Source organism: Rhodopseudomonas pseudopalustris, from assembly GCF_900110435.1.
Classification (GTDB): Bacteria; Pseudomonadota; Alphaproteobacteria; order Rhizobiales; family Xanthobacteraceae; genus Rhodopseudomonas; species Rhodopseudomonas pseudopalustris.
The window spans coordinates 129,378-152,774 of sequence record NZ_FODT01000006.1; the positions used below are offsets into that span (position 1 = coordinate 129,378).

The 23,397-nt window shown below is 65.3% G+C and carries 20 protein-coding genes; 4 read left to right on the top strand and 16 right to left on the bottom strand.

Features of this window, described 5'->3' with window-relative positions; translation table 11 throughout:
* Window positions 1-23 precede the first annotated feature (23 nt).
* Complete coding sequence (locus BMY71_RS13505; protein ID WP_011501318.1) at window positions 24-1,235, bottom strand: aspartate aminotransferase family protein; 1,212 nt, start codon at window positions 1,233-1,235, stop codon at window positions 24-26.
* A gap of 458 nt (window positions 1,236-1,693) precedes the next feature.
* Here BMY71_RS13505 and BMY71_RS13510 point away from each other — a divergent pair, with 458 nt between their 5' ends.
* Window positions 1,694-2,203 carry a GcrA family cell cycle regulator gene (locus tag BMY71_RS13510; protein ID WP_041805676.1) on the top strand — a complete coding sequence of 170 codons (510 nt, stop codon included), beginning with the start codon at window positions 1,694-1,696 and terminating at the stop codon, window positions 2,201-2,203.
* A gap of 354 nt (window positions 2,204-2,557) precedes the next feature.
* Here BMY71_RS13510 and phoB read toward each other — a convergent pair whose 3' ends face one another.
* From phoB to BMY71_RS13560, 10 genes are all read right to left on the bottom strand, one after another.
* On the bottom strand, window positions 2,558-3,259 hold the full coding sequence (gene phoB / locus BMY71_RS13515) for a phosphate regulon transcriptional regulator PhoB (protein WP_011501316.1): 702 nt from the start codon (window positions 3,257-3,259) through the stop codon (window positions 2,558-2,560).
* 54 nt (window positions 3,260-3,313) lie between these two features.
* Window positions 3,314-4,030 (bottom strand): phosphate signaling complex protein PhoU, encoded by a 717-nt coding sequence (phoU, locus tag BMY71_RS13520; RefSeq protein ID WP_011501315.1) that lies wholly within the window; start codon window positions 4,028-4,030, stop codon window positions 3,314-3,316.
* Window positions 4,031-4,055: 25 nt separating this feature from the next.
* On the bottom strand, window positions 4,056-4,880 hold the full coding sequence (gene pstB / locus BMY71_RS13525) for a phosphate ABC transporter ATP-binding protein PstB (RefSeq protein ID WP_011501314.1): 825 nt from the start codon (window positions 4,878-4,880) through the stop codon (window positions 4,056-4,058).
* Window positions 4,877-5,737, bottom strand: coding sequence for a phosphate ABC transporter permease PstA (gene pstA / locus BMY71_RS13530; RefSeq protein ID WP_011501313.1), 861 nt, complete (start codon window positions 5,735-5,737; stop codon window positions 4,877-4,879). Before pstA ends, pstB begins: the two co-directional genes overlap by 4 nt.
* A 2-nt stretch (window positions 5,738-5,739) precedes the next feature.
* On the bottom strand, window positions 5,740-6,741 hold the full coding sequence (pstC, locus tag BMY71_RS13535; protein WP_011501312.1) for a phosphate ABC transporter permease subunit PstC: 1,002 nt from the start codon (window positions 6,739-6,741) through the stop codon (window positions 5,740-5,742).
* Window positions 6,742-6,975: 234 nt separating this feature from the next.
* Window positions 6,976-7,986, bottom strand: a complete 1,011-nt coding sequence (gene pstS / locus BMY71_RS13540) for a phosphate ABC transporter substrate-binding protein PstS (protein WP_011501311.1) — start codon at window positions 7,984-7,986, stop codon at window positions 6,976-6,978.
* 135 nt (window positions 7,987-8,121) lie between these two features.
* Window positions 8,122-9,477, bottom strand: a complete 1,356-nt coding sequence (locus BMY71_RS13545; protein ID WP_175557672.1) for an ATP-binding protein — start codon at window positions 9,475-9,477, stop codon at window positions 8,122-8,124.
* A 2-nt stretch (window positions 9,478-9,479) separates the two neighbouring features.
* Window positions 9,480-10,514 (bottom strand): lysylphosphatidylglycerol synthase domain-containing protein, encoded by a 1,035-nt coding sequence (locus tag BMY71_RS13550; RefSeq protein WP_011501309.1) that lies wholly within the window; start codon window positions 10,512-10,514, stop codon window positions 9,480-9,482.
* A gap of 237 nt (window positions 10,515-10,751) precedes the next feature.
* Window positions 10,752-11,048 (bottom strand): hypothetical protein, encoded by a 297-nt coding sequence (locus BMY71_RS13555; protein WP_041805128.1) that lies wholly within the window; start codon window positions 11,046-11,048, stop codon window positions 10,752-10,754.
* Between the two features lie 4 nt (window positions 11,049-11,052).
* Window positions 11,053-12,447 carry an OmpA family protein gene (locus BMY71_RS13560; protein WP_092684366.1) on the bottom strand — a complete coding sequence of 465 codons (1,395 nt, stop codon included), beginning with the start codon at window positions 12,445-12,447 and terminating at the stop codon, window positions 11,053-11,055.
* Between the two features lie 155 nt (window positions 12,448-12,602).
* On the opposite strand from BMY71_RS13560, the gene BMY71_RS13565 reads away from it, so the two are divergent.
* Window positions 12,603-13,661 (top strand): polysaccharide deacetylase family protein, encoded by a 1,059-nt coding sequence (locus tag BMY71_RS13565; RefSeq protein WP_092684368.1) that lies wholly within the window; start codon window positions 12,603-12,605, stop codon window positions 13,659-13,661.
* 199 nt (window positions 13,662-13,860) lie between these two features.
* Entirely contained in the window at window positions 13,861-14,667 is an 807-nt protein-coding gene (locus BMY71_RS13570) for an SDR family oxidoreductase (RefSeq protein WP_092684370.1), read from the top strand.
* Between the two features lie 254 nt (window positions 14,668-14,921).
* Here the strand turns inward: BMY71_RS13570 and boxB are convergent, their stop codons facing one another.
* The 4 genes from boxB to BMY71_RS13590 form a co-directional block, all read right to left on the bottom strand.
* A complete protein-coding gene (boxB, locus tag BMY71_RS13575) occupies window positions 14,922-16,358 on the bottom strand; it encodes a benzoyl-CoA 2,3-epoxidase subunit BoxB (protein WP_175557678.1) in 1,437 nt (478 codons plus the stop codon).
* A gap of 129 nt (window positions 16,359-16,487) precedes the next feature.
* Window positions 16,488-18,176: a 2,3-epoxybenzoyl-CoA dihydrolase gene (boxC, locus tag BMY71_RS13580; protein ID WP_092684374.1), complete on the bottom strand. Its 1,689-nt coding sequence runs from the start codon at window positions 18,174-18,176 to the stop codon at window positions 16,488-16,490.
* Window positions 18,177-18,285: 109 nt separating this feature from the next.
* On the bottom strand, window positions 18,286-19,107 hold the full coding sequence (locus BMY71_RS13585; protein WP_092684376.1) for an alpha/beta fold hydrolase: 822 nt from the start codon (window positions 19,105-19,107) through the stop codon (window positions 18,286-18,288).
* Window positions 19,108-19,147: 40 nt separating this feature from the next.
* Window positions 19,148-20,704, bottom strand: coding sequence for a benzoate-CoA ligase family protein (locus tag BMY71_RS13590; RefSeq protein ID WP_175557673.1), 1,557 nt, complete (start codon window positions 20,702-20,704; stop codon window positions 19,148-19,150).
* A 156-nt stretch (window positions 20,705-20,860) separates the two neighbouring features.
* On the opposite strand from BMY71_RS13590, the gene BMY71_RS13595 reads away from it, so the two are divergent.
* Window positions 20,861-21,778 (top strand): helix-turn-helix transcriptional regulator, encoded by a 918-nt coding sequence (locus BMY71_RS13595; RefSeq protein ID WP_041805670.1) that lies wholly within the window; start codon window positions 20,861-20,863, stop codon window positions 21,776-21,778.
* Between the two features lie 10 nt (window positions 21,779-21,788).
* On the opposite strand, the gene BMY71_RS13600 is transcribed toward BMY71_RS13595, so the two are convergent.
* Window positions 21,789-23,243, bottom strand: a complete 1,455-nt coding sequence (locus BMY71_RS13600; protein ID WP_092684379.1) for a glutamate synthase subunit beta — start codon at window positions 23,241-23,243, stop codon at window positions 21,789-21,791.
* Window positions 23,244-23,397: the final 154 nt, after the last annotated feature.

Here is a 23,397-nt window from a genome sequence, read left to right on the forward strand (position 1 = left end):
GGCTTTGGTCGTGGCGTTGCTCATCACACCGCCTCCCGCTGCGCGGCCTGGCCGGACAGCACGCCGCAGGCGCGCTCGAGCCGCGTCACCGCCTCTTCGATCTCGGCCTCGTCGACGATCAGCGGCGGCAGCAAGCGAACGACGTTGTCGCCGGCGCCGACGGTGAGCAGTTTCTGGTCGCGCAGCGCAGCGACCAGATCGCCCGACGGCACCACCGCCTTGAGGCCGATCAGCAGGCCCTCGCCGCGCACTTCGCTGAGCACCTGCGGATAACGATCGACGATCCCGGCGAGCTTCTGCTTCAGGATCAGCGACATCCGTTTGGCGTGATCGAAGAAGCCGGGCTTCAGCATCACGTCGAGCACCGCATTGGCCGCGGCAACCGCCAGCGGATTGCCGCCGAAGGTCGAGCCGTGCGAGCCCGGCGCCATGCCCTTGGCCGCTTCCGCGGTGGCGAGGCAGGCGCCGATCGGGAAGCCGCCGCCCAGCGCTTTCGCCAGCGCCATGATGTCGGGCGCGACGCCGAGCCGCTGATAGGCGAACAATTCGCCGGTGCGGCCCATCCCGGTCTGGACTTCGTCGAACACCAGCAGCAGGCCATTGGCGTCGCACAACTCACGCAGCGCCCGGAAGAAGGCCGGCTCCGGCGCGCGGACGCCGCCCTCACCCTGCAGCGGCTCGATCAGGATGCCGGCGGTATTCGGGCCGATCGCCTTCTTCACCGCCTCGATATCGCCGAGCGGCAGCTGGTCGAAACCATCGAGCGGGTCGCCATAGCCTTCCAGGTACTTTGCCGAGCCGGTGGCGGCGAGCGCGGCCAGCGTGCGGCCATGGAACGCGCCTTCGAAGGTGATGATCCGGGTGCGCTCCGGAGATCCCTTCGAGAACTGATAGTGCCGCGTCATCTTGAGCGCGCATTCGATCGCTTCCGCGCCCGAATTGGCGAAGAACACATAATCGGCGAAGCTCTGCTCGCACAGCCGCGCGGCAAGCCGCTCGCCGTCCGGGCTCTTGAACAGGTTCGACGTGTGCCACAGCTTCGCCGATTGCTGCTGCAGCGCCTCGACCAGATGCGGATGGCAATGGCCGAGCGAATTGACCGCGACGCCGCTGGTGAAGTCGAGATAACGCTCGCCGGCGGTCGCGATCAGCCAAACGCCCTCGCCGCGCTCGAAAGCGACATCCGCTCTCGCGAATACCGGCAGGAGATGGGACGTAGCAGCAGCGTTCGACATGGCCGATCCGATCGGAAAACGGGCAGCCGGGCCGGCCGCTTTCTCTGCGGTCGCGGGCCAACGTACCCCGGAAACGAAACGTGCCGCCTTTCCAGGCGGCACGTGTAGTCATTCTAGGTGCGCTGAAGTCACTGTCAACAGCGGCTTCGGTCAGGGTTCCCCCCGACTTGCCGCGCGGTCGCCGCTGTGTCGATGAAGACTCACTTTGTCGAGAAGGTGTGGACGCACCAGGTCGGACTCTTGCGCGTGAGTCACGCCATATTGTAGCGTTTTGGCTGTCGGGTACGACATCTCGTGCGCGTTTTGTATTCCTTTTCGAGTTCTCGGTCGGGGCGTAACGCCCGGGCGGCAAGGGCCGCCCGGCGAGGGCTAAGGGATTCTGACGGCAAGGAAATTGGCGACCTCGCAGCCGCGGTTCCGCTGGGACCAGCGCCTCGCGGCAGGAAGGAATTAACATGATGACGGCATTGACCTGGACCGACGAGCGCGTCGAGCAGTTGAAGAAATTATGGGAAGGCGGGCTGTCGGCGAGTCAAATCGCCGCGGAGCTCGGCAATGTGACGCGCAACGCCGTGATCGGCAAGGTTCACCGCCTCGGCCTGTCGGGCCGGGCCAAGAGCCCCTCCTCGGCGGCGCCACGTCCGCGCAAGGCGCGTCCGACCCCGCACATGATGCGGGTGACACGGCCGGTGGCGCGCGGCAATACCGCACTGGCGCATGTGTTCGAGGTCGAGGCCGAGCCCAATCCGGTCACCTATGACAACGTCGTGCCGATGAACCAGCGGCTGTCGCTGCTGGAACTCAATGAAGCCACCTGCCATTGGCCGATCGGCGATCCGAGCAATCCGGAATTCTTCTTCTGCGGCGGCAAGTCGCTGCCGAGCCTGCCCTATTGCGCGCATCACTCGCGCATCGCGTATCAGCCTGTCGGCGATCGCCGCCGCCAGCAGCCGAAGCCGACGCGGTAAGCGCCGTCAGCGCAGAGCTGCGGCAAACGACGCTCGCGCAGCGCACGGCTGCGCCACCGCTCGAGGTTGTCATCGCCCGCGAAAGCGGGCGACCCAGTATCCTAGGGCGCCAGTTAGTTCTCACAACCGCACTGCAATACCGACCCCTCCGCCTTCGCGGAGGATGACAATCGTCGGATCATTTGCTGACAAAAAGTAGTTCGCAGCGCGCGCGACTCAAGGCCCCGTCATCGCCCGGCGAAGACCGGGCGACCCAGTATCGCAGGGCGGCCGTGCTCATCACAAACGCTCTGCAATACTGGGTCCTCCGCTTTCGCGGAGGATGACGGCTGATTGTAACGAAACGCTGCGGGCCTACTCCGCCTTGGCGAAGCGATCATCCAGTGCGTAGCCGGCGCCGCGGACGGTGCGGATCGGGTCCTGCTCGCGGCCCGGATTGAGCAGCTTGCGCAGGCGGCCGATGTGAACGTCGACGGTGCGCTCATCGATATAGATATCGCGCCCCCAGACGCCGTCGAGCAACTGCTCGCGGCTGAACACCCGGCCGGGATGTTCGAGGAAGAATTCGAGCAGGCGATATTCGGTCGGGCCGAGATCGATCGGCCGGCCGGAGCGCGCGACGCGGCGCTTGTCGCGGTCGAGTTCGAGATCGCCGTAAGTCAGCACGGTTGCCAGCCGCTCAGGCGCCGCACGCCGCAGCAGGCCCTTCACCCGCGCCAGCAATTCCGGCACCGAGAACGGCTTGACGATGTAATCGTCGGCGCCGGTGGCGAGCCCGCGGACGCGCTCGCTCTCCTCGCCGCGCGCGGTCAGCATGATGATCGGCAACTGCTTGGTATCGGACCGCGCCCGCAGCCTTCGGCACAGCTCGATCCCCGACAGCCCCGGCAGCATCCAGTCCAGCACCACCAGATCAGGAAGCCGCTCTTTCATCCGCGTGTCGGCGTCATCGCCGCGCGCGACCGTTTCGACGTCGTAGCCGTCGGATTCGAGATTGTAACGCAGCAGCGTGGTCAGCGCTTCCTCGTCTTCAACTACCAGAATGCGCGCACCCATGTGTCGTCCTCGTGTTCAATCAATTGATGCGGCCGCAGGCTTGCGGGATCCGCGTTAGTTGCCCGGCGTCGCGTTCGCGAACGTCGTCATGTCGCCCTTCGGCCGCTTGTCCAGGATCTGCTGGCCCTCGACCATGTAGAACACCGTTTCGGCGATATTCGTCGCGTGGTCGCCGATCCGCTCGATGTTCTTGGCGCAGAACATCAGGTGGATGCAGAACGAGATATTGCGCGGGTCTTCCATCATGTAGGTCAGCAGTTCGCGGAACAGCGAGGTGCAGATCGCGTCGACCTCTTCGTCGCCGTTCCACACCACCATCGCGGCCGGCAGATCGTGCGCGGTGTAGGCGTCGAGCACCGCCTTGACCTGCGACTGCACCAGATCGGTCATGTGTTCGAGGCCGCGGATCAGCTTCAGTGGATGAAAGTCGCTGTCGATCGCGTTGACCCGCTTGGCGATGTTCTTCGACAGGTCGCCGATTCGTTCGAGATCGGTGGCGACCCGCATCGCGCCGACGATGTCGCGCAGGTCGACCGCCATCGGCTGCCGCCGTGCGATCGTCAGCACCGCCCGCTCTTCGATCGAGCGTTGCATCTGGTCGATCTCGGAATCGGCCGCGACGACCCGTGCGCCGAGCGCGATGTCGCGACGGACCAGCGCATCGACCGCGTCGACAATCTGACGCTCCGCCAGACCGCCCATCTCGGCGACCATCCGGGTCAGTTCCTGCAGGTCGCCGTCGAACGCCTTGCTGGTATGTTCGAAGCCCATTTCCATTCTCCTCGCGCGTGGCGCGTCAGCCGAAACGGCCGGTGATGTAGTCCTGGGTGCGCCGGTCGTTCGGCGAGGTGAAGATCTTGTTGGTCGGCCCGAATTCGATCAGTTCGCCGAGATACATGAAGGCGGTCGACTCCGAAACGCGGGCCGCCTGCTGCATGTTATGCGTGACGATGGCGATGGTGTAGTCTTCCTTCAACTCGTCGATCAGCTCTTCGATCTTCGCGGTCGAGATCGGGTCGAGCGCCGAGCACGGCTCGTCGAACAGGATCACTTCCGGCCGCACCGCGATGGTGCGTGCGATGCACAGCCGCTGTTGCTGGCCGCCGGACAGGCTGAGGCCGGACGCGTTGAGCTTGTCCTTGACCTCGTTCCAAAGCGCCGCGCTGCGCAGCGCCTTCTCGACCCGGCCGTCCATCTCCGACTTGGAGATTTTCTCGTACAGCCGGATGCCGAACGCGATGTTCTCGTAGATCGTCATCGGGAACGGCGTGGGCTTCTGGAACACCATCCCGACCCGCGCCCGCAGCAGGTTGAGGTCGAGCTTCGGGTCGAGAATGTTGTTGCCGTCGAGCATCACCTGCCCCTCGGCGCGCTGGCCCGGATAGAGATCGTACATCCGGTTGAACACACGTAGCAGGGTCGACTTGCCGCAACCCGACGGACCGATGAAGGCCGTGACGCGGTTGGCGGCGAGGCTGAGATTGATGTGCTTCAGCGCGTGATTCTGGCCGTAGTAGAAATTGAGATCGCGCACGATGACCTTTGCGGGGCCGTCGGGCTGGTTGCCGATCAGCGGTCCCGGTCCGCTCGGAACGCTGGTGGCAATCGAAATCTCGCTCATTTCGTGGTCCTCTCGGCGCCGATGATGCGCGCACCAATGTTCAGGGCAAGCACAGTCAAGGTGATCAGCAACGCGCCGGTCCAGGCAAGCTGCTTCCAGTAGGCATAGGGGCTCTGGACGAAGTTGTTGATGGTCACCGGCAGGTTCGCCATCGTCTTGGTCATGTCGAGGCTGAAGAACTGGTTGCTGAGCGCGGTGAACAGCAGCGGCGCGGTCTCGCCGGCGACGCGCGCGGTGGCGAGCAGGATGCCGGTGATCAGGCCGGCGCGCGCGGCGCGGTAGGCGATTCGGCGGATCACCAGCGACCGCGGCAGGCCGAGCGCGGACGCCGCCTCGCGCAGCGAGCTCGGCACCAATAGCAGCATGTCCTCGGTGGTGCGGACCACCACCGGGATCACGATCACCGCCAGCGCCAGCGAGCCTGCGAGCGCCGAGAACCGGCCCATCGTCACCACCACCGCGCCGTAGATGAACAGGCCGATGATGATCGACGGCGCACTGAGCAGGATGTCGTTGATGAAACGGATCACCGAGGTGAGCCGGTCGTGCTTGCCGTATTCCGCGAGATAGGTGCCGGCGAACAGGCCGAGCGGCGCTCCGATGCCGACGCCGAACACGGTCATGATCACCGAGCCGACGATGGCGTTGAGCAGGCCGCCTTCGGTCGAGCCGGGCGGCGGCGTGTTCTGGGTGAACACCTGCCAATTGACGCCGGCGAGGCCGTTGTAGAACAGCGTGAACAGGATCAGCGCCAGCCAGGTGACGCCGAACACCGCCGCGGCGGAGCACAGCACTTTCACCACCAGATCGACGCGGTGACGGCGATTGTAAATCGGACTGCGTTGAATCGAGGACATGATTACTTGCCCGCCTTCATTTCGAGCCGCATCAGCAGCAGCCGCGCCGCCGCCAGCACCAGGAAGGTCAGAATGAACAGCAACAGGCCGAGCATGATCAGGCCGGACTGGTGCAGGCCGTCGCTCTCGGCGAACTCAGAGGCGATCGCCGCCGAGATCGTGGTGCCGGGCGCAAAGATCGAGCCGCTGATCCGGAACGAGTTGCCGATGATGAAGGTCACCGCCATGGTCTCGCCGAGCGCGCGGCCGAGCGCCAGCATCACGCCGCCGATCACGCCGACGCGGGTGTAGGGAATGACCACGCTGCGAACGACTTCCCAGGTGGTGCAGCCGACGCCATAGGCGGCTTCCTTCAACACCGGCGGCACGGTCTTGAACACGTCGACCGAAATCGCGGTGATGAACGGCAGCACCATGATCGCAAGGATCAGCGAAGCGTTGAACAGGCTGAGATAGGACGGCGGCCCGGCGAAGATCGTGCCCAGCACCGGAACGCCGTCGAACAGGGCGATCATCACCGGCTGGAAATGATTGGCGAGAAACGGCCCGAGCACGAAGAAGCCCCACATGCCGTAGATGATCGATGGAATGCCGGCCAGCAATTCGACCGCGAGGCCGATCGGCCGTCGCAGCCACAGCGGGCAGAGCTCGGTGAGAAAGATCGCGATGCCGAGGCCGACCGGGATCGCGATCGTCATTGCGATCGCCGACGTCACCAGCGTGCCGTAGATCGGACCGAGCGCGCCGAGCACCGGCGGATCATTGGCGGGCGCCCAGCGAGCGGTGGTCAGGAACGACAGGCCGAACTCGCGCAGCGCCGGCCAGGCGCCGACAATCAGCGAAATGATGATGCCGCCGAGGATCAACAGGACCGAAATCGCACAGGCGCGGGTGGTCCAGTAGAATGCGGAGTCGCCGAACCTGAAAGCGTTCAGGGCCCGGGCGCGATCATAAGGTCCTGCCGTCGCTTGAAGCCCTGTACTGTCAACCGCCATGTCCGCCACGCCTGTCTCCTTGTGCCGATGCAGGTTACGATAAACGAGCCGCGTAGCCTGGAGATTTCTGTTTGAACCGAATGCTGCGTTGCACCGCAATGCGAGCCGCACGATGCGCTGCGCCGCTCAATGGCGCACCGAAACCCGGCCCGCGCACGGCGGGATCTCAGCTGTCACGAACGTCATAAGTCGAGAGCGTCGCGCGACCCGGCAGAGCCGGATCGCGCCTGCTGGTGACGAAGATCAGCTCTTGATGTCGGCCGACCAGGTCTTCTCGATCAGCTTGACCACCGGCTCCGGCATCGGGATGTAGTCGAGTTCTTCGGCCATCTTGTCGCCCTTCTCGAACGCCCACTTGAAGAACTTGATGGCTTCCGAAGAGGCCGCCTTGTCGGACGGATCCTTGTGCATCAGGATGAAGGTCGCACCGGTGATCGGCCACGAGGCCTCGCCGGGCTGATCGGTCAGGATGACGTAGTAGTTCTTCGAACCGGCCCAATCGGCATTGGCGGCCGCAGCCTGGAACGCGCCGATGGTCGGCTGCACCGTCTTCCCGGCCTTGTTCACGACGCCGGCGTAGGTCAGCTTGTTCTGCTTGGCATAGGCGTATTCGACGTAGCCGATCGAGTTCTTGGTTTGGCTGACGTTGCCGGCAACGCCTTCATTGCCCTTGGCGCCGACGCCGACCGGCCATTCCACCGCAGTGCCGGAGCCAACCTTCGACTTCCACTCGGCGTTGACCTTCGTCAGATAGTCGGTCCACAGGAACGTCGTTCCCGAGCCGTCGGAGCGGCGAACCACGGTGATCGCGTCGCCCGACAACTTCGCTTTCGGATTGAGCTTGACGATCGCCGGATCGTTCCAGGTCTTGATCTTGCCGAGATAGATGTCACCCAGCACTTCGCCGGTGAACACCAGCTCGCCGGGCTGGACGCCTTCGAGATTCACGACCGGAACCAGCGCGCCCATCGCCTGGGGCCACTGGATCATGCCTTCCTTCTCGAGCTGCTCGGGCTTCAGCGGCATGTCGCTTGCGCCGAACGTCACGGTCTTGGCGATGATCTGCTTGATGCCGGCGCCCGAGCCGATCGACTGGTAGTTCAGGCCGTTGCCGGTCTCTTTCTTGTAGGCGTCCGCCCATTTCGAATACAGCGGGAACGGAAAGGTGGCGCCGGCGCCGGTGATGTCGGCAGCGAATGCCGAGGTCGACGCCGCAACCAGTCCGGCTGCGACGATAGACTTGATGAAATTCATAAAAGGTCTCCGTTGGTAAGCGAAGCGCTCATCGCGCCCGATCGCGCTTACCCCGCCCGCTTTAGGGGCGGTCGATTGACCTTTTATGAGGGTTTGATGACACTCGTGTGACTACGTCAACCCATTGAATTAAAATCAGTTTTCGGTTCGAACCCGGGGTTTTTCCGGGGGGAAACAGACCGTGAAAGTCGCCCCGTTTTTCATCACGCTTTCGATCAAAAGCCGGCCGCGATGGCGGTTAACAATATGTTTCACCAGCGATAATCCTAATCCAGTACCGCCTTGGGAACGGCTGTCGCCGACATCGACCCGGTAGAACCGTTCGGTCAGTCGCGGCAGGTGTTCGGGGGAAATGCCGGGACCGAAATCGCGCACCGCGACGCGATACTCCACACCGCCATCCGATGACGGCACCGAGCCGACCGAGACCGCGACCCGGCCGCCGGAGGCGCCGTATTTCAGCGCGTTCTCGATCAGGTTCTCGAACACCCGCAGCAATTCCTCGCGATCGCCGGCGATCACCGCAGGCGCTTCGGGCAGCTCGATCTCGATCGCCACCTGGCGTTCCTTCGCCAGCGGCTCGAGCCCGTCGGCGACCTGCTTGATCAGCGGCGCGAGATCAATCTGCGTGTCGGGCCGAACATGGACACTCAGCTCGACCCGCGACAGCGACAGCAGATCGTCGATCAGCCGCGCCATCCGCGTCGCCTGCGCCTGCATGATGCCGAGGAACCGCTCGCGGGCCTTGGCGTCGTCGCGCGCAGGCCCCTGCAGCGTGTCGATGAAGCCGGACAACGCCGCCAGCGGGGTGCGCAACTCGTGACTCGCATTGGCGACGAAATCGACGCGCATCTCCTCGACGCGGCGCAGCGGCGTGAGATCGTGGAAGGTCATCAACATGCACTGGTCGGTGCCATCGAACGCGGTCGGCACCTGCACCGGGGTGATGATCAACTCCATCCAGCGCTCGATCGGCGCGTGATCGAGATAGCTGACCCGGCGCGGCTCGGCGGTGGCGATCGCCTCGCGCAACGCGGTGACGATCTCCGGATTGCGCAGCGCGAACTGCGCCAGTTCGCGGACGCGGAGCGCCGGCGCGATCTGCTCGGCCGCATCGTTGAGATGCAGCACCCGACCGGCACGATCGAGCAGCACCGCGGGATCGGGCATCCCGGCGACGATCGCGCGCACCACCGGCGTCTCGACCGGGCTGACGCCGTGGGTTTCCTCACGCGCGCTGACGGTGCTGTGCAGCCGCCACGGCACCAGCGACGCCGCCGCGATGCAGACGAACACGGCGCCGGCAGCGGCGCCCGAGATTTCGCCGAAAGCGGCCAGTGCGACCAGCGCGATCGCCGCCGCGAGCAGAATGATCGCGGCATGACGCAGCCGGTCCGCCCATGGCGAGGCGATCGGCGCGGGGGTGTTGTCCGTCGACGGGACCAGCGGTCCGGCGTGGCGGGCTTGCTCGTCGGGCGCCTGGGCGATCATGGCTAGCCTGGGGTGGGATCCTGTCGGATCGGCTTCGGGTCGAGCGCGTCGGCGAGCCGGTGCATCCGTTTCAACCGCGCCCCGAGAACGATTTCGCGGATGGCGAGAATAATCACCGAGAGCATGAACGGCACGATGTAATAAAGCAGGCGGAACAGCAGCATCCCGGCCAGCAGAGCTTCCTTGTCCATCTGCCACAGCCCGACCAGCATCGCGGCGTCGAACACGCCGAGGCCGCCGGGGGAATGGCTGGCGAAGCCGAGCAGAGTCGCCGACACGAAGATCACCGCCACGACCACGAAACCGAGATTGGGCTCGTCGGGCACCAGCACGTACATCGCCAGCGCGCAGAAGCCGAGATCGATGATGCCGATTCCGATCTGCAGCATCGTCAGCGGCCCGCCCGGCAGTTCGACTGTCCAGGTGCCGCGGCCGACGCTGCGCGGCTTGATCGACATCCAGATCACATAGACCATCAGGCCGGCGAGGATGACCAGCGCCAGCACCCGGTTGAGCCAGGGCGGCAGCTGGTCGATCGAGGACGCGGCTTCCGGATGATAGGCGATGCCCATCCCGAGCACCGCCGCGTTGCCGAGCCAGAAGGTCAGGCCGGCGAGAAAGCAGATCTTGGCGACGTCGATGCCGTCGAGGCCCCAGGCCGAATAGATCCGGTAACGGACCGCGCCGCCGGTAAAGACGCTGGCGCCGACATTGTGACCGATCGAATAGCTGGTGAAGGCGGCAAGCGCGGCGATATGATACGGCACGTCGTTGCGGCCGATCGTCCGCAACGCGAAGAGGTCGTAAAAGGTCAGGGTAAAGTAACCGGCGGCGACGAACAGCGCGGCAAGCCCGATCAGCCGCGGTTCGGTCTGGCGGATCGCCTCGAGCACCTTGTCGACATCGATGCCGCGCAGCAGATGGAAGAGAACGTAACAAGCGGCCGCGATGACCGCGATGCTGATCGCAACACCGAGCTTGTGCAGGATTTGCTTCTCGCGCAGATGCGCGATCACCCTGCCGATTGCGGCCACCATCTAAACCTCAAATCCCTCTCCACTGCCTGGGACATCGGGACCGGTATCACGACAGCCGTCACCGGACCGTGGCCAGAAAGCTTTGGTAGCTTGTTTCCGGGCTGGATGGAATTCGTACGATACCGCCAATCCCGCTCCTTCGGTTCAAATCGGGTCGAGCCAACAGGTTTCATCACCTGAGACCATTCGCAGCAGTTTCACGCCAGGCGAACCGCGCCGGACGCCGTTGCGGGGAGCTCAGCTCCCCTGCATCTGCCGCGCGACAACCCAGTAGCGCAGCCAGGACCCGATCGCACACCCCACCAGATAGGCGGCAATCATGACGAGGAAAAGATCGAGCCAGTAACCGGCGCGACCGGGAACGATCCGGGCGAGCGACAGGCCGACCAGCACCGCCGCCACCCCGCCGATCCCCATTGCGGCGTTGTTCGAGAGGCCTGTGCCGCGTTGCACCACCGAAATCCAGCCCGCGGCGAATCCCAGCAGCAGCGATCCCAGCAGCCAGCCCCAGTAGAAGTTTGCCAACGCCATCATGCCGTCACCTGATCATGAAATCGATGCGGCGATTTTTCGCCTTGCCAGCGTCGGTCTCGTTCCCTTCGAGCGGGATCTTGCTGCCATAGCCGAAAGCCCGGAAACGCTCCGGCGACAGGCCGGCCCTCACCATATAGTCGACCACCGCCCGCGCCCGACGTTCCGAAAGCGCCTGGTTGGAGCCGGCCTCGCCGGCGCTATCGGTGTGTCCCGCCACCTCGATGGCGGCGCCGGGGCAACGCATCGCGGTCTCGATCAGCCGGTCGAGCAGGCCGGCGGAGTCCTTGTCGATGCTGGCGCTGGCGGAGTCGAAGCGCACAGTGCTCTTGCCGAGCAGGTCGTTGAACAATTGCTGGCAGACCGTCGCGTCGACCGGCGACGCCGCCGGCTTGACCGAGAGGTCGGCCTTGACGGTCCATCCTTGCGGCATGTCCTTGTTCAGTTCGGACCGGATCTGACTGACCGCCGCCTCGAACAGCGCATCGCCGGACAGACGCACCTCGCGATCCGACACGATCAGGGTGCCGGTCGAAAGCCGCGACAGCGCGCCCAGCGCCGGTTTGACGGCATTTGCGAAGCCCTGCGGCGCGCCGATGCTGGCCTTGAGGTTGTCGACCACCTTCTCGCTGAAGAATTTTTGGCCGGCGGTGTCCGCCAACACGGCATGGACGGCGTTGTCGGGAACGTAGCCGGTCAGCGTCAGCGTCGACGCAACCGGATCCTTGTTGGCCTGGAACACGTAAGGCGGGGCCTTGATGTCGTTCTCGGCGACCGAATAGCCCTCCGGCAGATTCCTCAGCGCCGCGGCGATGGCTTCGCGGCCGCCGAGATCGCGCGCCATGCCGGACAGGCTGATCTTGGTGTCGGACAGCGTAATCTTGCCTTCCTTGAGCTTGCCGATCTGATCGACCAGCAGCAGTGCGGTGGCGTCGAAACGAGAGGGTGCGCCGCGCGCGAGGCTTATCTGATCGACAACCTCGACGCCGCTGACTTCGTTGCGGGCCGCTTCGGCTAGCCTCGCCTTGCTGGCCGGCAGTGGAGCACTGCCGCCGAGCGTCACGCGAACCACATCACGCTCGACCGACCAGACGAATGGCGACGCCAGCGGAACCAGCCGGGTCTGGTCGACCACCAGCCGGACGCCAGGGACGCTTTCGACCGCGGCGACCGCGCTGCGGCGGCCCTCTTCGGAGAACGCATCGGCAGAGAATGCAATGTCGCGACCGGCTGCCGTCAGCCGGGTCTTGTCCAGCACCGTACTCTTGAGCGCTGCGGCGGACCGCTCGGCGACATCGGCTTCCACGGCCGGCGTGGTGGTCCACGCCGCGATCGCCCATAGAGCGATAAGAATGATGGCGCCGCGCCACCACTGGCCGCTCGATCTGAAAAGTCCGCGCATTCCGCTTCCCGTGGATCAGAAGCAGAGAGAAATCAAACCGTTGGAGGGCTGTCAAACGCAAAAAGGGAAAATCAACCAACACGGCAGTGCGCAATAACCGTTTCTTCAAACGTGTGGCGCTAGCTTTAACCCGACATGAACCAGCCCGCAGCCCGATGAAGCAGCTTCGTCACAACATCATCCGTGCCGGGCTCGATGCTCTGTATTTTACCGGCGCCTATCACGTCCTGCGTCCGATCTTTTCCGGGATCGGGACGATCTTCATGCTGCACAATGTGAGGCCCGCGCAGGATGGCGCGTTCCGGCCGAACCGCCACCTCGAGGTCACGCCCGAGTTCCTTCGGGCAACGCTGCGACATCTGCGCGCCCAGAACATCGACATTATTACTTTGGACGAACTGCACCGCAGGCTGACGGCGCGGGATTTCGGACGCCGGTTCGCCTGCATCACGCTCGACGACGGCTATCGCGACAATCGCGATTTCGCGCTGCCGGTGTTCGAGGAATTCCAGGCCCCGTTCACCGTCTTCGTCGCCAGCGATTTTGCCCAGGGCACCGGACGGCTGTGGTGGATCACCCTCGAGCGGCTGATCGCGCGACACGACACGATCGAAGCCGAGATCGGCGGCGTCGCGGTCAGGATCGATGCGCGCACGCCCGAGGCCAAGCAGGATGCGTTCGACCGGCTGCACGATCTGCTGCGCGACCTGCCCGAGAGCGACGATCTGCCGCGCGCGATGAGCGCGCTATGCGCCCGCTACGGCATCGACGAAACCGCCGCATGCCGCGAGCTTTGCCTGTCGTGGAACGAGTTGCAGCCGTTCGCCAGGCATCCGCTGGTGACGATCGGCGCCCACAGCATCACCCATTGCATTCTCGCCAAGCAGCGCGACGCGCTGGCGGCGCACGAATTGTCGATCAGCCGCGTCCGAATCGAATCGCATCTGCAGCGCGCGGTCGCGCATCTCGCTTATCCGTATGGCGACCGCGCCGCCGCGGGGCCGCGTGAATACGAGCTGGCGCGGCAGGCGGGCTACAAGACGGCGGTGACGACGCGGCCCGGAATGCTGTTTTCCGGCGTCGCCGATCACCTCACCGCACTGCCGCGGGTCTCGCTCAACGGCAACTACCAGGACGACCGCATTCTGCCGGTGCTGACATCCGGCGCCGCGACCGCAATGTGGAACGGATTCCGCCGCGTCGACGCGGCGTGACGCCGGGCGAAAGCCGCCTCATCAGCGTAGTATCAGTTTCGAAGAACGACGTTCGCCGTTTCCGCGCGTGCGGAGAAGGACGTCCGCGCGTTGCGTCTGCGCGCCGCTGAGCTTCGCGATCCGTACCCGTGCTGCGGCGGCTCGCCTTGACTCGCCCCTGGCGGCACCGCAAACATTTCAGCAAACAACGGGAGGTTGCATGTTCAAGGATCTGTTTTCGCTGCAAGGGCGGGTCGCAGTGGTGACCGGCGGTTCGCGCGGCATCGGCAAGATGATCGCGTCCGGTTTCCTCGCTTACGGCGCGGCGCGGGTCTACATCACCGCCCGCAAGGCCGCCGCCTGCGAGGCCACCGCGGCGGAATTGACCGCGCAACATCCCGGCGAATGCATCGCGCTGCCGATCGACATCTCGACCATGGCGGGCATCGAGATGCTGGCGAGCGAGATCAAGACGCGCGAACCGAAGCTCGACATTCTCGTCAACAATGCCGGCGCCGCCTGGGCCGCCGACTTCGACGAATTCCCGGAGAACGGCTGGGACAAGGTGATGGACCTCAACGTCAAGACGCCGTTCTTCCTGACCAAGGCGCTGGCCGGACCGCTGCGCGCCGCGGCCACGGCCGAGCGTCCCGGCAAGGTGATCAACATCGCCTCGATCGACGGCATCTTCGTCAACCCGCTCGAGACCTATCCGTATGCCGCCTCGAAGGCCGGCCTGATCCATCTGACGCGACGGATGGCGGTGCGGCTGATCAAGGACCACATCGTAGTGACCGCGATCGCGCCGGGACCGTTTGCCTCCGACATGAACAAGGCCGCACGCGACGAAGCCGACGCAGTGGCGAAGCGCGTGCCTTCGGGCCGGATCGGAACCGACGAGGACATGGCGGGCACCGCGATCTATCTGGCGTCGCGCGCCGGCGACTACGTCGTCGGCGCCACCATCGCGGTCGACGGCGGCGTGGTCTACGCCAATCCCGGCTTCACGGGCGATAGCTGGGCGTGAGTTTCGGGAGCATCCGTCATTCCGGGGCGCGCGAAGCGCGAACCCGGAATCGATAGGAACGTACCCGCGTCGCCCTCACCCCAACCCTCCCCCGCAAGCGGGGGAGGGAGCGCGCTGACGGCGTCGAAGGGTCGTTCAACTACATCAGGACTGAGCAAGGCATCTGCCCCGGCCGCGGCCTGCCCCCTCTCCCGCTTGCGGGGGAGGGCTGGGGTGGGGGCTCGCGGGCAGTGACTCCGTAACCGCCCGCCCGCTCAGGTTTCGATCTTCACATACTCGAAATCGCCCGGCTTGTTGTCGATACCGACCTTGGGAGCGGCGATCCAGGGGGCGTAGGCGCCGGGGTCGCTGACCGGCTGCATCAGGCTGGCGATGAAGTCGCCATCGTCGGTCGATGGCAGCCAGTCGTCCTTGCGCCTGGCCCAGGTCGCGCCATCGATCAGGAGCCCTTCGGGCGTGGCGTGGACGCCCTTGAACTCGCCGATCGCGCGGTGGAAGGCGACGTGCGGCAGCGCCAGCTGGAAGTCGTAGCCGGCGGTCGTGATCACCTTGTTCCAGCGCAGCAGGCCCTTGACGCAGTCCTGGCTGTAATCGTCGCGCAGCCGCATGTTGAGCGCAGTCAGCGCCGGCTCGTCGACGCGCTTGATCACGCCGTCGACCAGCTTCAGCACCGGATAGGTGGCGCTGGTGAGCCGGTGGTCATCCTCGATCTGGGTCTCGTGATAGCGGCCCTTGATGCCGGCGTTGAAGGCGTTGGCGGCGTTGGTCGAAACCTCCGAGCCGAACAGATCGAGCGACAGCGTGTAGTGCAGGTTGAGCTTCTTCTGGATCGTCGGCAGATCAATCACGCCGAGCGCGCGCACCTTGGCGATGTCGGTCGGATCCGAAATGCCGGCGTCCCGCATCGCCTCGCAGGTGCGCTGGACGATCCGGCTGATGCCGGTCTCGCCGACGAACATGTGGTGCGCTTCCTCGGTCAGCATGAAGCGGCAGGTGCGCGACAAGGGATCGAAGCCCGACTGCGCCAACGAGTGCAGCTGCATCTTGCCGTCGCGGTCGGTGAAATAAGTGAACATGAAGAACGACAGCCAGTCCGGCGTCGCTTCGTTGAAGGCGCCGAGCATCCGCGGCGAATCGGCGTCGCCGGAGCGGCGGCGCAACAGATCGTCGGCCTCCTCGCGGCCGTCGCGGCCGAAATATTTCTGCAGCAGATACACCATCGCCCAGAGATGGCGGCCTTCCTCGACATTGACCTGGAACAGGTTGCGCATGTCGTAGAGCGACGGCGCGGTCTTGCCGAGATGGCGCTGCTGCTCCACGGAAGCGGGCTCGGTGTCGCCCTGGATCACGATCAGCCGGCGCAGCATCGCGCGATACTCGCCGGGGACTTCCTGCCACGCCGGCTCGCCGTAATGCTCGCCGAACGGAATCGTGCGGTTATCCTCCTGTGGCGCCAGCAGCACGCCCCAGCGATAGTCCGGCATCTTGACGTAGTCGAACTTGGCCCAGCCGCGCGGATCGACCGAATACGCCGTGCGCAAATACACCAGCGACTGCTGGAAGCCCTCGGGACCCATGTCGTTCCACCAGTCGATATAGCCCGGGTGCCAGCCTTCCAGTGCCTTGAGCACCTGGCGATCGGACGCAAGATCGACATTGTTCGGAATCTTGGTCGAGTAGTCGACGTTCATGATGTTCATGGCGTGGCTCCCGGTTGGGTCTCGTGTCGTTGAATTCGCCGTCATCCTGAGAGCTTGCCCCGGACTTGATCCGGGGTGCGCGTTGTTACGCGCCTCGAAGGATGACGGTGCGGGTGCGGCTCACACCCGCGTCATGTCGAATTGCGCCTTCTGACCGGTGCCGTAGCGGCGCAGCGCACCGTCTTCGCCGACGGCGTTGGGGCGCTGGAATATCCAGTTCTGCCATGCGGTGAGGCGCGAGAAGATCTTGGATTCCATCGTTTCGGGGCCGACGAAGCGCAGATTGGCTTCCATGCCGGTGAGGCTGTCGGGCGAGAAGCTGGCGCGTTCCTCGAGGAAGACGCGAACCTCATCGTCCCAGTCGATGTCGTCGAGCGCGAAGGTGACGAGGCCGAGTTCGTCGGCGGCCTCGGCATCCAGCGGCTCGCCGATTTTCGCCTGCGCCTGGACAAGCTCATCGGCATCGGCCTGGAAGCGCGACTGCAGCCGCGTCAGGCCGTGACTCATCGGATAGGGACCGAAATTCATCGCGCTCAGCGTCAACTGCGGCGCGGCGCGGTTGTCGCCCTGCCGGGCGCCGATCAGCATGTAGGAGCGGTCGGCAGCGAATACGAGTTCGGCCAGCGTACCGGCGAAGCACGAGCCCGGCTCGACCAGCGTCACCAGCGTGCGCGAGGTGACGTCGATCCGCTTCAACACGCGCTTCCAGTAGTGCCGGATCTCGTTGACCAGCCAATGCGCCGTGTTGGCTTCCAGGAAGGCGTCGTGCGCCAGCACCAGGTCGCTGTCGCCGTGCGACTTGAACACCAGCATCGCAATGCCGAGTTCGTTGATCCGCAGATGCAGGATGGCGTCGTCGAGTTCGCGCGCGGCCTGCAGTGACCAGGTCGACGCGCCTTGTGCGATCAGACCGTCGATATCGGCAGGAGGACCGGATTGCGGGCCCGCGATCGAGATCGTCGCGATCCGCGCCGCTCGGTCGATATCGACGCCGACGAATTGATAGCGCACGCCCGCCTCGTCGAAGCTGCGCGGAAGCTGCGTCAGCGCGATGCCCTTGCCGCCGCCATTGCGGGAGGACGACGCGGCGAATTGCTGCGCGCGCTCGGCGATCCTGGCTTCGAGCTTGCTGTTCGGGGCGATCTCGTCGACGAGGCGCCACTGCACCGCGCGCTTGCCCTTGATGCCTTCCTCGATGGTGCAGAAGAAGTCGGCGCGGTCGCGCCGCACCTTGCGCTTGTCGACCACCCGCGTCAGCCCGCCGGTGCCGGGCAGCACCGCCAGCAGCGGCACTTCCGGCAGTGCCACGGCCGCGGCGCCGTCGTCGGCCATGATGATGTGATCGGCGGCGAGCGCCAATTCGTAGCCGCCGCCGGCCGCGGTGCCGTTGATCACCGCGATGGTGCGCTGACCGGAATGTTCGGAGGAATCCTCGAAGCCGTTGCGGGTCTCGTTGGTGAATTTGCAGAAATTGACCTTGTGGGCATGGGTCGCGCCGGCCAGCATCCGGATATTGGCGCCGGCGCAGAACACCCGGTTCTTGCCGGAGCGCAGCAGGATGACCTTCACCTGCGGGTGCTCGAAACGCAGCCGCTGCATCGCGTCGGCAAGCTCGATGTCGACACCGAGGTCATAGGAATTCAGCTTGAGCTGATAGCCCTCGAACAGGCCGCCATTCTCGTCGACATCCATGGTGAGCGTCGCGACGTCGCCGTCGACCGCGAGGGTCCAGTGCCGATAGCGCGACGGATCGGTTTGAAAGTCGATCCGGCTCGCTCCGTTGGCAAGAACGCGATCCTCCCCGGCCATGTTCACCCCTTATCCTTTATCGGTTAATCTGCAATATAATGCACAATCTCCGACGCGTCCAGCGCTCACGGCTATAATTCTGCATTTTGTTGCAGCTTTTCGATCCGGCTCAAGCGGCCTGCCCATGCGCTGCTTCGCCGTGCGCGTTGAGAATGCGGTCGGCGAAATCGGCGACGGCGCGCAGCGTCGCCTCGGCCGCCTCGCGATGCGGCGAGTGTCCGGCGCCGGGGATGATCAGCGGCTCGACCGGGCAGTAACACTCGGCCTCGGCGATCGCGATCTGCCTCGACGTGCCGTACTGGTCGTCCGCGCCCTGCACGATCTGCACCGGCACGCGGATGTAAGCGAGGTGATCGGAGATATCCCAGGCGCGGAACGCCGGATCGAGCCAGGCGCCGTTCCAGCCGTAGAAGGCGTTGTCGACATCGCTGTGCCAGCGCGCCAGCTTGGCGCGCAGCTCGGTGCTCTCATAGGCAGTCTTGATAGCGGCGATGGATTCGACCGAAACATCCTCGACGATGAAATGCGGCGCGATCAGCGTGACGCCGCGGATGCGGTGATCCGGCACGCCGCCCGCATAGATCGTCGCGATCGAGGCGCCGTCCGAATGCCCGACGAGGAGCCCCCTGCGAAATCCGATCGCGTCGAGGAGTTGCGGCAGCACGTCGAGCGCTTCGCGATGCATGTAGTCGAGCGGCCGCGGCAGCTTCGCCGGGCTCGAGCCGCCGTAGCCGGCGCGCGAATACACGAAGACGCCTGCGCCTGTCGCCGCCGCGAGCCTGTCCGGAAAATCGCCCCACAGCCCGACGCTGCCGAGCCCTTCATGCAACAACACCAGCGTCGGCGAGTCGGCAGGCGACGCGCCGATCATGCGATATTCGAGCTGGTCGTCGCCGATGGTGAGATGGCCAGTGGACAAGAGGGACGTCATGACGACGCCCTTTCGCTGACTAACCGCTTGGAACGAATCGTCATCCTGAGGCGCCCTCGCGCAGCTTGAAGCGCTGGATCTTGCCGGTGGCGGTTTTCGGCAGGCTGGGCACCACCTCGATCCAACGCGGATATTTCCACGGCCCGACCTTGTGCTTGACGTGATCCTTGAGTTGCTCGAACAGGCCGTCGGCGACGACGCCGTCGCGCAGGACCACATAGGCGCGCGGCTTCAGCAGCCCGTCGAAATCGGCGTCCGGCACTACCGCAGCTTCGAGCACAGCAGGGTGAGTGATCAGCGCGCTCTCGACCTCGAACGGCGACACCCAGATGCCCGACACCTTGAACATGTCGTCGGCGCGGCCGCAGAAGGTGTAGCGACCATTGGCGTCGCGAATGTATTTGTCGCCGGTGCGGGTCCAGTTGCCCTCGAACGTCGCGCGGCTCTTGCTGCGCTGATTCCAGTAGCCCTCGCCGGCGGACGGCGCGTCGACCAGAAGCTCGCCGACTTCGCCGTCGGCAACGTCCGCGCCCGCTTCATTGACCAGCCGCACCTTGTAGCCCGGCACCGGACGGCCTGACGTGCCGTACTGGATGTCGCCGGGCGCGTTGGACAGGAAGATGTGCAGCAACTCGGTCGAGCCGACGCCGTCGAGAATGTCGGCGCCGAACCGCGCTTTCCAAGCCAGCCCCACCGATTCCGGCAGCGCCTCGCCGGCCGAGGTGCAGATGCGCAGGCGATTGCCGGCGGTATCGGTCTTCAGCGCCGGATCATTGAGCATCGCCGCGAACAGCGTCGGGACGCCGCAAAAGATCGTCGGATGAGTGCGCTGCATCAGCTTGAAGACGACCGCGGGGGTCGGCCGCTCCGCATTCAGCACGGTGGTGGCGCCGACCGACAGCGGGAAGGTCAGCGAGTTGCCCAGCCCATAGGCGAAGAACAGCTTCGCCGCCGACAGCACGACGTCGTCCTCGCGGATGCCGAGGAGCTGCCTGGCGTAGGTCTCGGCGGTGGCGGCAAGGTTCGCGTGCAGATGCCGGACGCCCTTGGGCATTCCGGTCGAGCCCGAGGAATACAGCCAGAACGCCGGCTCCTCGGCATGGGTCGCGGCGGTCTCGAACGCGTCGCTCTCCTGCGCGAGTTCGTCGGCGAGCTTGAGATGGCCGTGCGCATCGCCGCCCGACACCACGACATGCGTCAGCTCCGGCAGCCGGGCGATGATGTCCTTCACCACCGGAACCAGCGCATCCGAAACGAACAGCACCCGCGCCCGGCAATCTGCCAGCACATAGGCGTATTGCTCTGCGGTCAGCAGGGTGTTGAGCGGCACCGGCACCACGCCGGCGCGGATCGCGCCGAGAAACACGATCGGAAAATCGATCGTGTCGAGCATGATCATCGCCACCCGCTCCTCGCGGCGCACGCCGAGGCGACGCAGCAGATTGGCGGCACGGCAAGTCTCGCGCTGCAGCGCCCGATAGGTCAGCTCGGAAACGGTGTCCGTATAGGCGAGCTTGTCGCCGCGCCCTTCGGCGACATTGCGGTCGAGCAGCCAGCTCACCGCATTATACGACCCTGCCCGGGTCATGCCGTGCATTGTCCGGCAGCGCCACTGGCCATGGCGACCTCCCTGTGTTTCCTTGGAATTCTCGTTCTTTAAGAATTATAATTCATAGCAAGCCACCGGACCGGGTTGCTGTCAATCCTCTGCGGCATTATGATTCCGCGCGACATCATGAGCGCCCTTTTGGAAATGACAGAATCTGCCGAATCCGATGCCGGCTTCCTGCTGGAGCTCGGGCAGCGCGTCCGCACGCTGCGCGGACTGCGCGGCATGTCGCGCAAGGTGCTGGCGAAAGTGTCGGGGATTTCCGAACGCTACATCGCACAGCTCGAGAGCGGCAAAGGCAACGTTTCGATCATCCTGCTGCGCCGGGTGTCCGACGCGCTCGCGACGCCGCTGGAGGATCTGCTCCCCAACAGCGACCCGTCGATCGACTGGCCGGTGATCCGCGATCTGGTCCGCCGCGCCACGCCGGTGCAGATCGCACATGCCAAGGACGTGCTGTCCGGCATGGGCCGGCTCGGCGCCGGCGCGCGGCGCGCCCAGGCGCTGCACGGCATCGCGCTGATCGGGCTGCGCGGCGCCGGCAAGTCGACGCTCGGGCGAATGCTCGCCGACAAGATCGGCTGGTCGTTCGTCGAGCTGAACAAGGAAATCGAGCAGCAGAACGGCCTGTCGGTCGCCGAGATCATCGCGCTGTACGGCCAGGAAGGTTTCCGCCGGATGGAGCAGGCGGCGCTGACGCAATTGCTGGCGCGCAAGGAACTGATGGTGCTGGCGACCGGCGGCGGCATCGTCTCCGAGGCGATCAGCTTCGATCAGATCCTGTCGTCGTTCTACACGATCTGGCTGAAGGCCGACCCCGAGGAGCATATGGCGCGGGTGCGCGGCCAGGGCGATCTGCGGCCGATGGCCGACGATCGCGCCGCGATGCAGGAGCTGCGAACCATCCTGCAGAGCCGCGAACCGCTCTACGCCCGCGCCTCCGGCGTGCTCGACACCGCGGGGCTGAGCGTCGACGAGGCCGCGGCGAAACTGACCGCGATGGTCTCGCCGGTGCTGTGCCGCGACGCCTGCGCGTTCGGGCTGAAGAACGCGGCGGTGTAGCGCTGCGCCGTTACTTCGGCAGCGTCGTGCTGCCCATCAGAAACTGATCGATCGCCCGGGCGCAGAGGCGGCCTTCGCGGATCGCCCAAACCACCAGCGACTGGCCGCGGCGCATGTCGCCGGCGGCGAACACCTTGTCGATCGAGGTGGTGAAGTGGGACAGGTCGGCGCTGACATTGCCGCGCGGGTCCAGCGCGACGCCGAGCGAGGCGAGCAGCCCCTCTTTCACCGGCGAGACGAAGCCCATCGCCAGCAGCACGAGGTCGGCTTCCAGCACGAATTCGGTGCCGGGGATCGGCTGGAACTTGGCGTCGACGCGGACGCAATTGAGCTGCTTCACCGCGCCGTTTTCGCCCGCGAAGCTCTGCGTCAGCACCGCGAATTCGCGATCCGCGCCTTCGGCCTGGCTCGACGAGGTGCGCATCTTCATCGGCCAGTTCGGCCAGGTGAGAGCCTTGTCTTCCTTCTCCGGCGGCGCGGCCATGATCTCGATCTGGGTCACCGACTTCGCGCCCTGACGGATCGACGTGCCGATGCAGTCCGAGCCGGTGTCGCCGCCGCCGATCACCACCACGTTCTTGCCGGTGGCCAGGATATCATCGCCGCTCACCGCTTCGCCGGAGACGCGGCGGTTCTGCTGGGTGAGGAAGTCCATCGCGAAATGAATGCCGGCAAGGTCGCGGCCCGGGATCGGCAGATCGCGCGGCGCCTCGGCGCCGCCGGTCAACGCGACGGCGTCATAGGTCTTGAGGAGTTCGGCCGGATCGACCGCGCCCGCGGCGCTGCCGCCGACCGGCGAATTGTAGTGGAAGGTGACGCCCTCGGCTTCCATCTGCGCGACGCGGCGGTCGATCAGATGCTTCTCCATCTTGAAGTCGGGAATGCCGTAGCGCAGCAGGCCGCCGGCCTTGGCGAGCTTCTCATAGACATGGACGTCGTGGCCGGCGCGCGCGAGCTGCTGCGCGCAAGCCAGACCCGCGGGGCCCGAGCCGACCACCGCAACGCTCTGGCCGGTCTTGACCGAGGCGATCTCGGGCGCGAGCCAGCCGTTCTCCCAGGCGCGGTCGACGATCGCGCATTCGATGGTTTTGATCGTGACCGGGTTGTCGTCGATGTTCAGCGTGCACGACGCCTCGCAAGGCGCGGGACAAATCCGGCCGGTGAATTCCGGGAAGTTGTTGGTCGAATGCAGGTTGCGCGAGGCTTCCTGCCAGTTGGACTGATAGACCAGATCGTTCCAGTCGGGGATCTGGTTGTTGACCGGGCAGCCCGGCGCGCCCGGCTGCGCCGAGCCGGTGCCGTGGCAATAGGGAATGCCGCAATTCATGCAGCGCGCGGCCTGATCGCGGGTGTCCTTCTCGCTCAGCGGAACGACGAATTCCTTGTAGTTGCTGACCCGTTCGGCGACCGGCGCATAGAAGCGATCGTGCCGCTCGATTTCCAGAAATCCCGTGATCTTGCCCATCGAACCCTGACGCCCCTGAATTCTCGTTCCGGTCGTCATCCTGAGGCGCTCGCTCATGGCGAGCCTCGAAGGATGACTGTTCTGTTGCTTTCCTTGCCGCTGTCACCCTTCGAGGCCCGCGCGCCGCGCGGGCGCCTCAGGGTGACGGCATCGC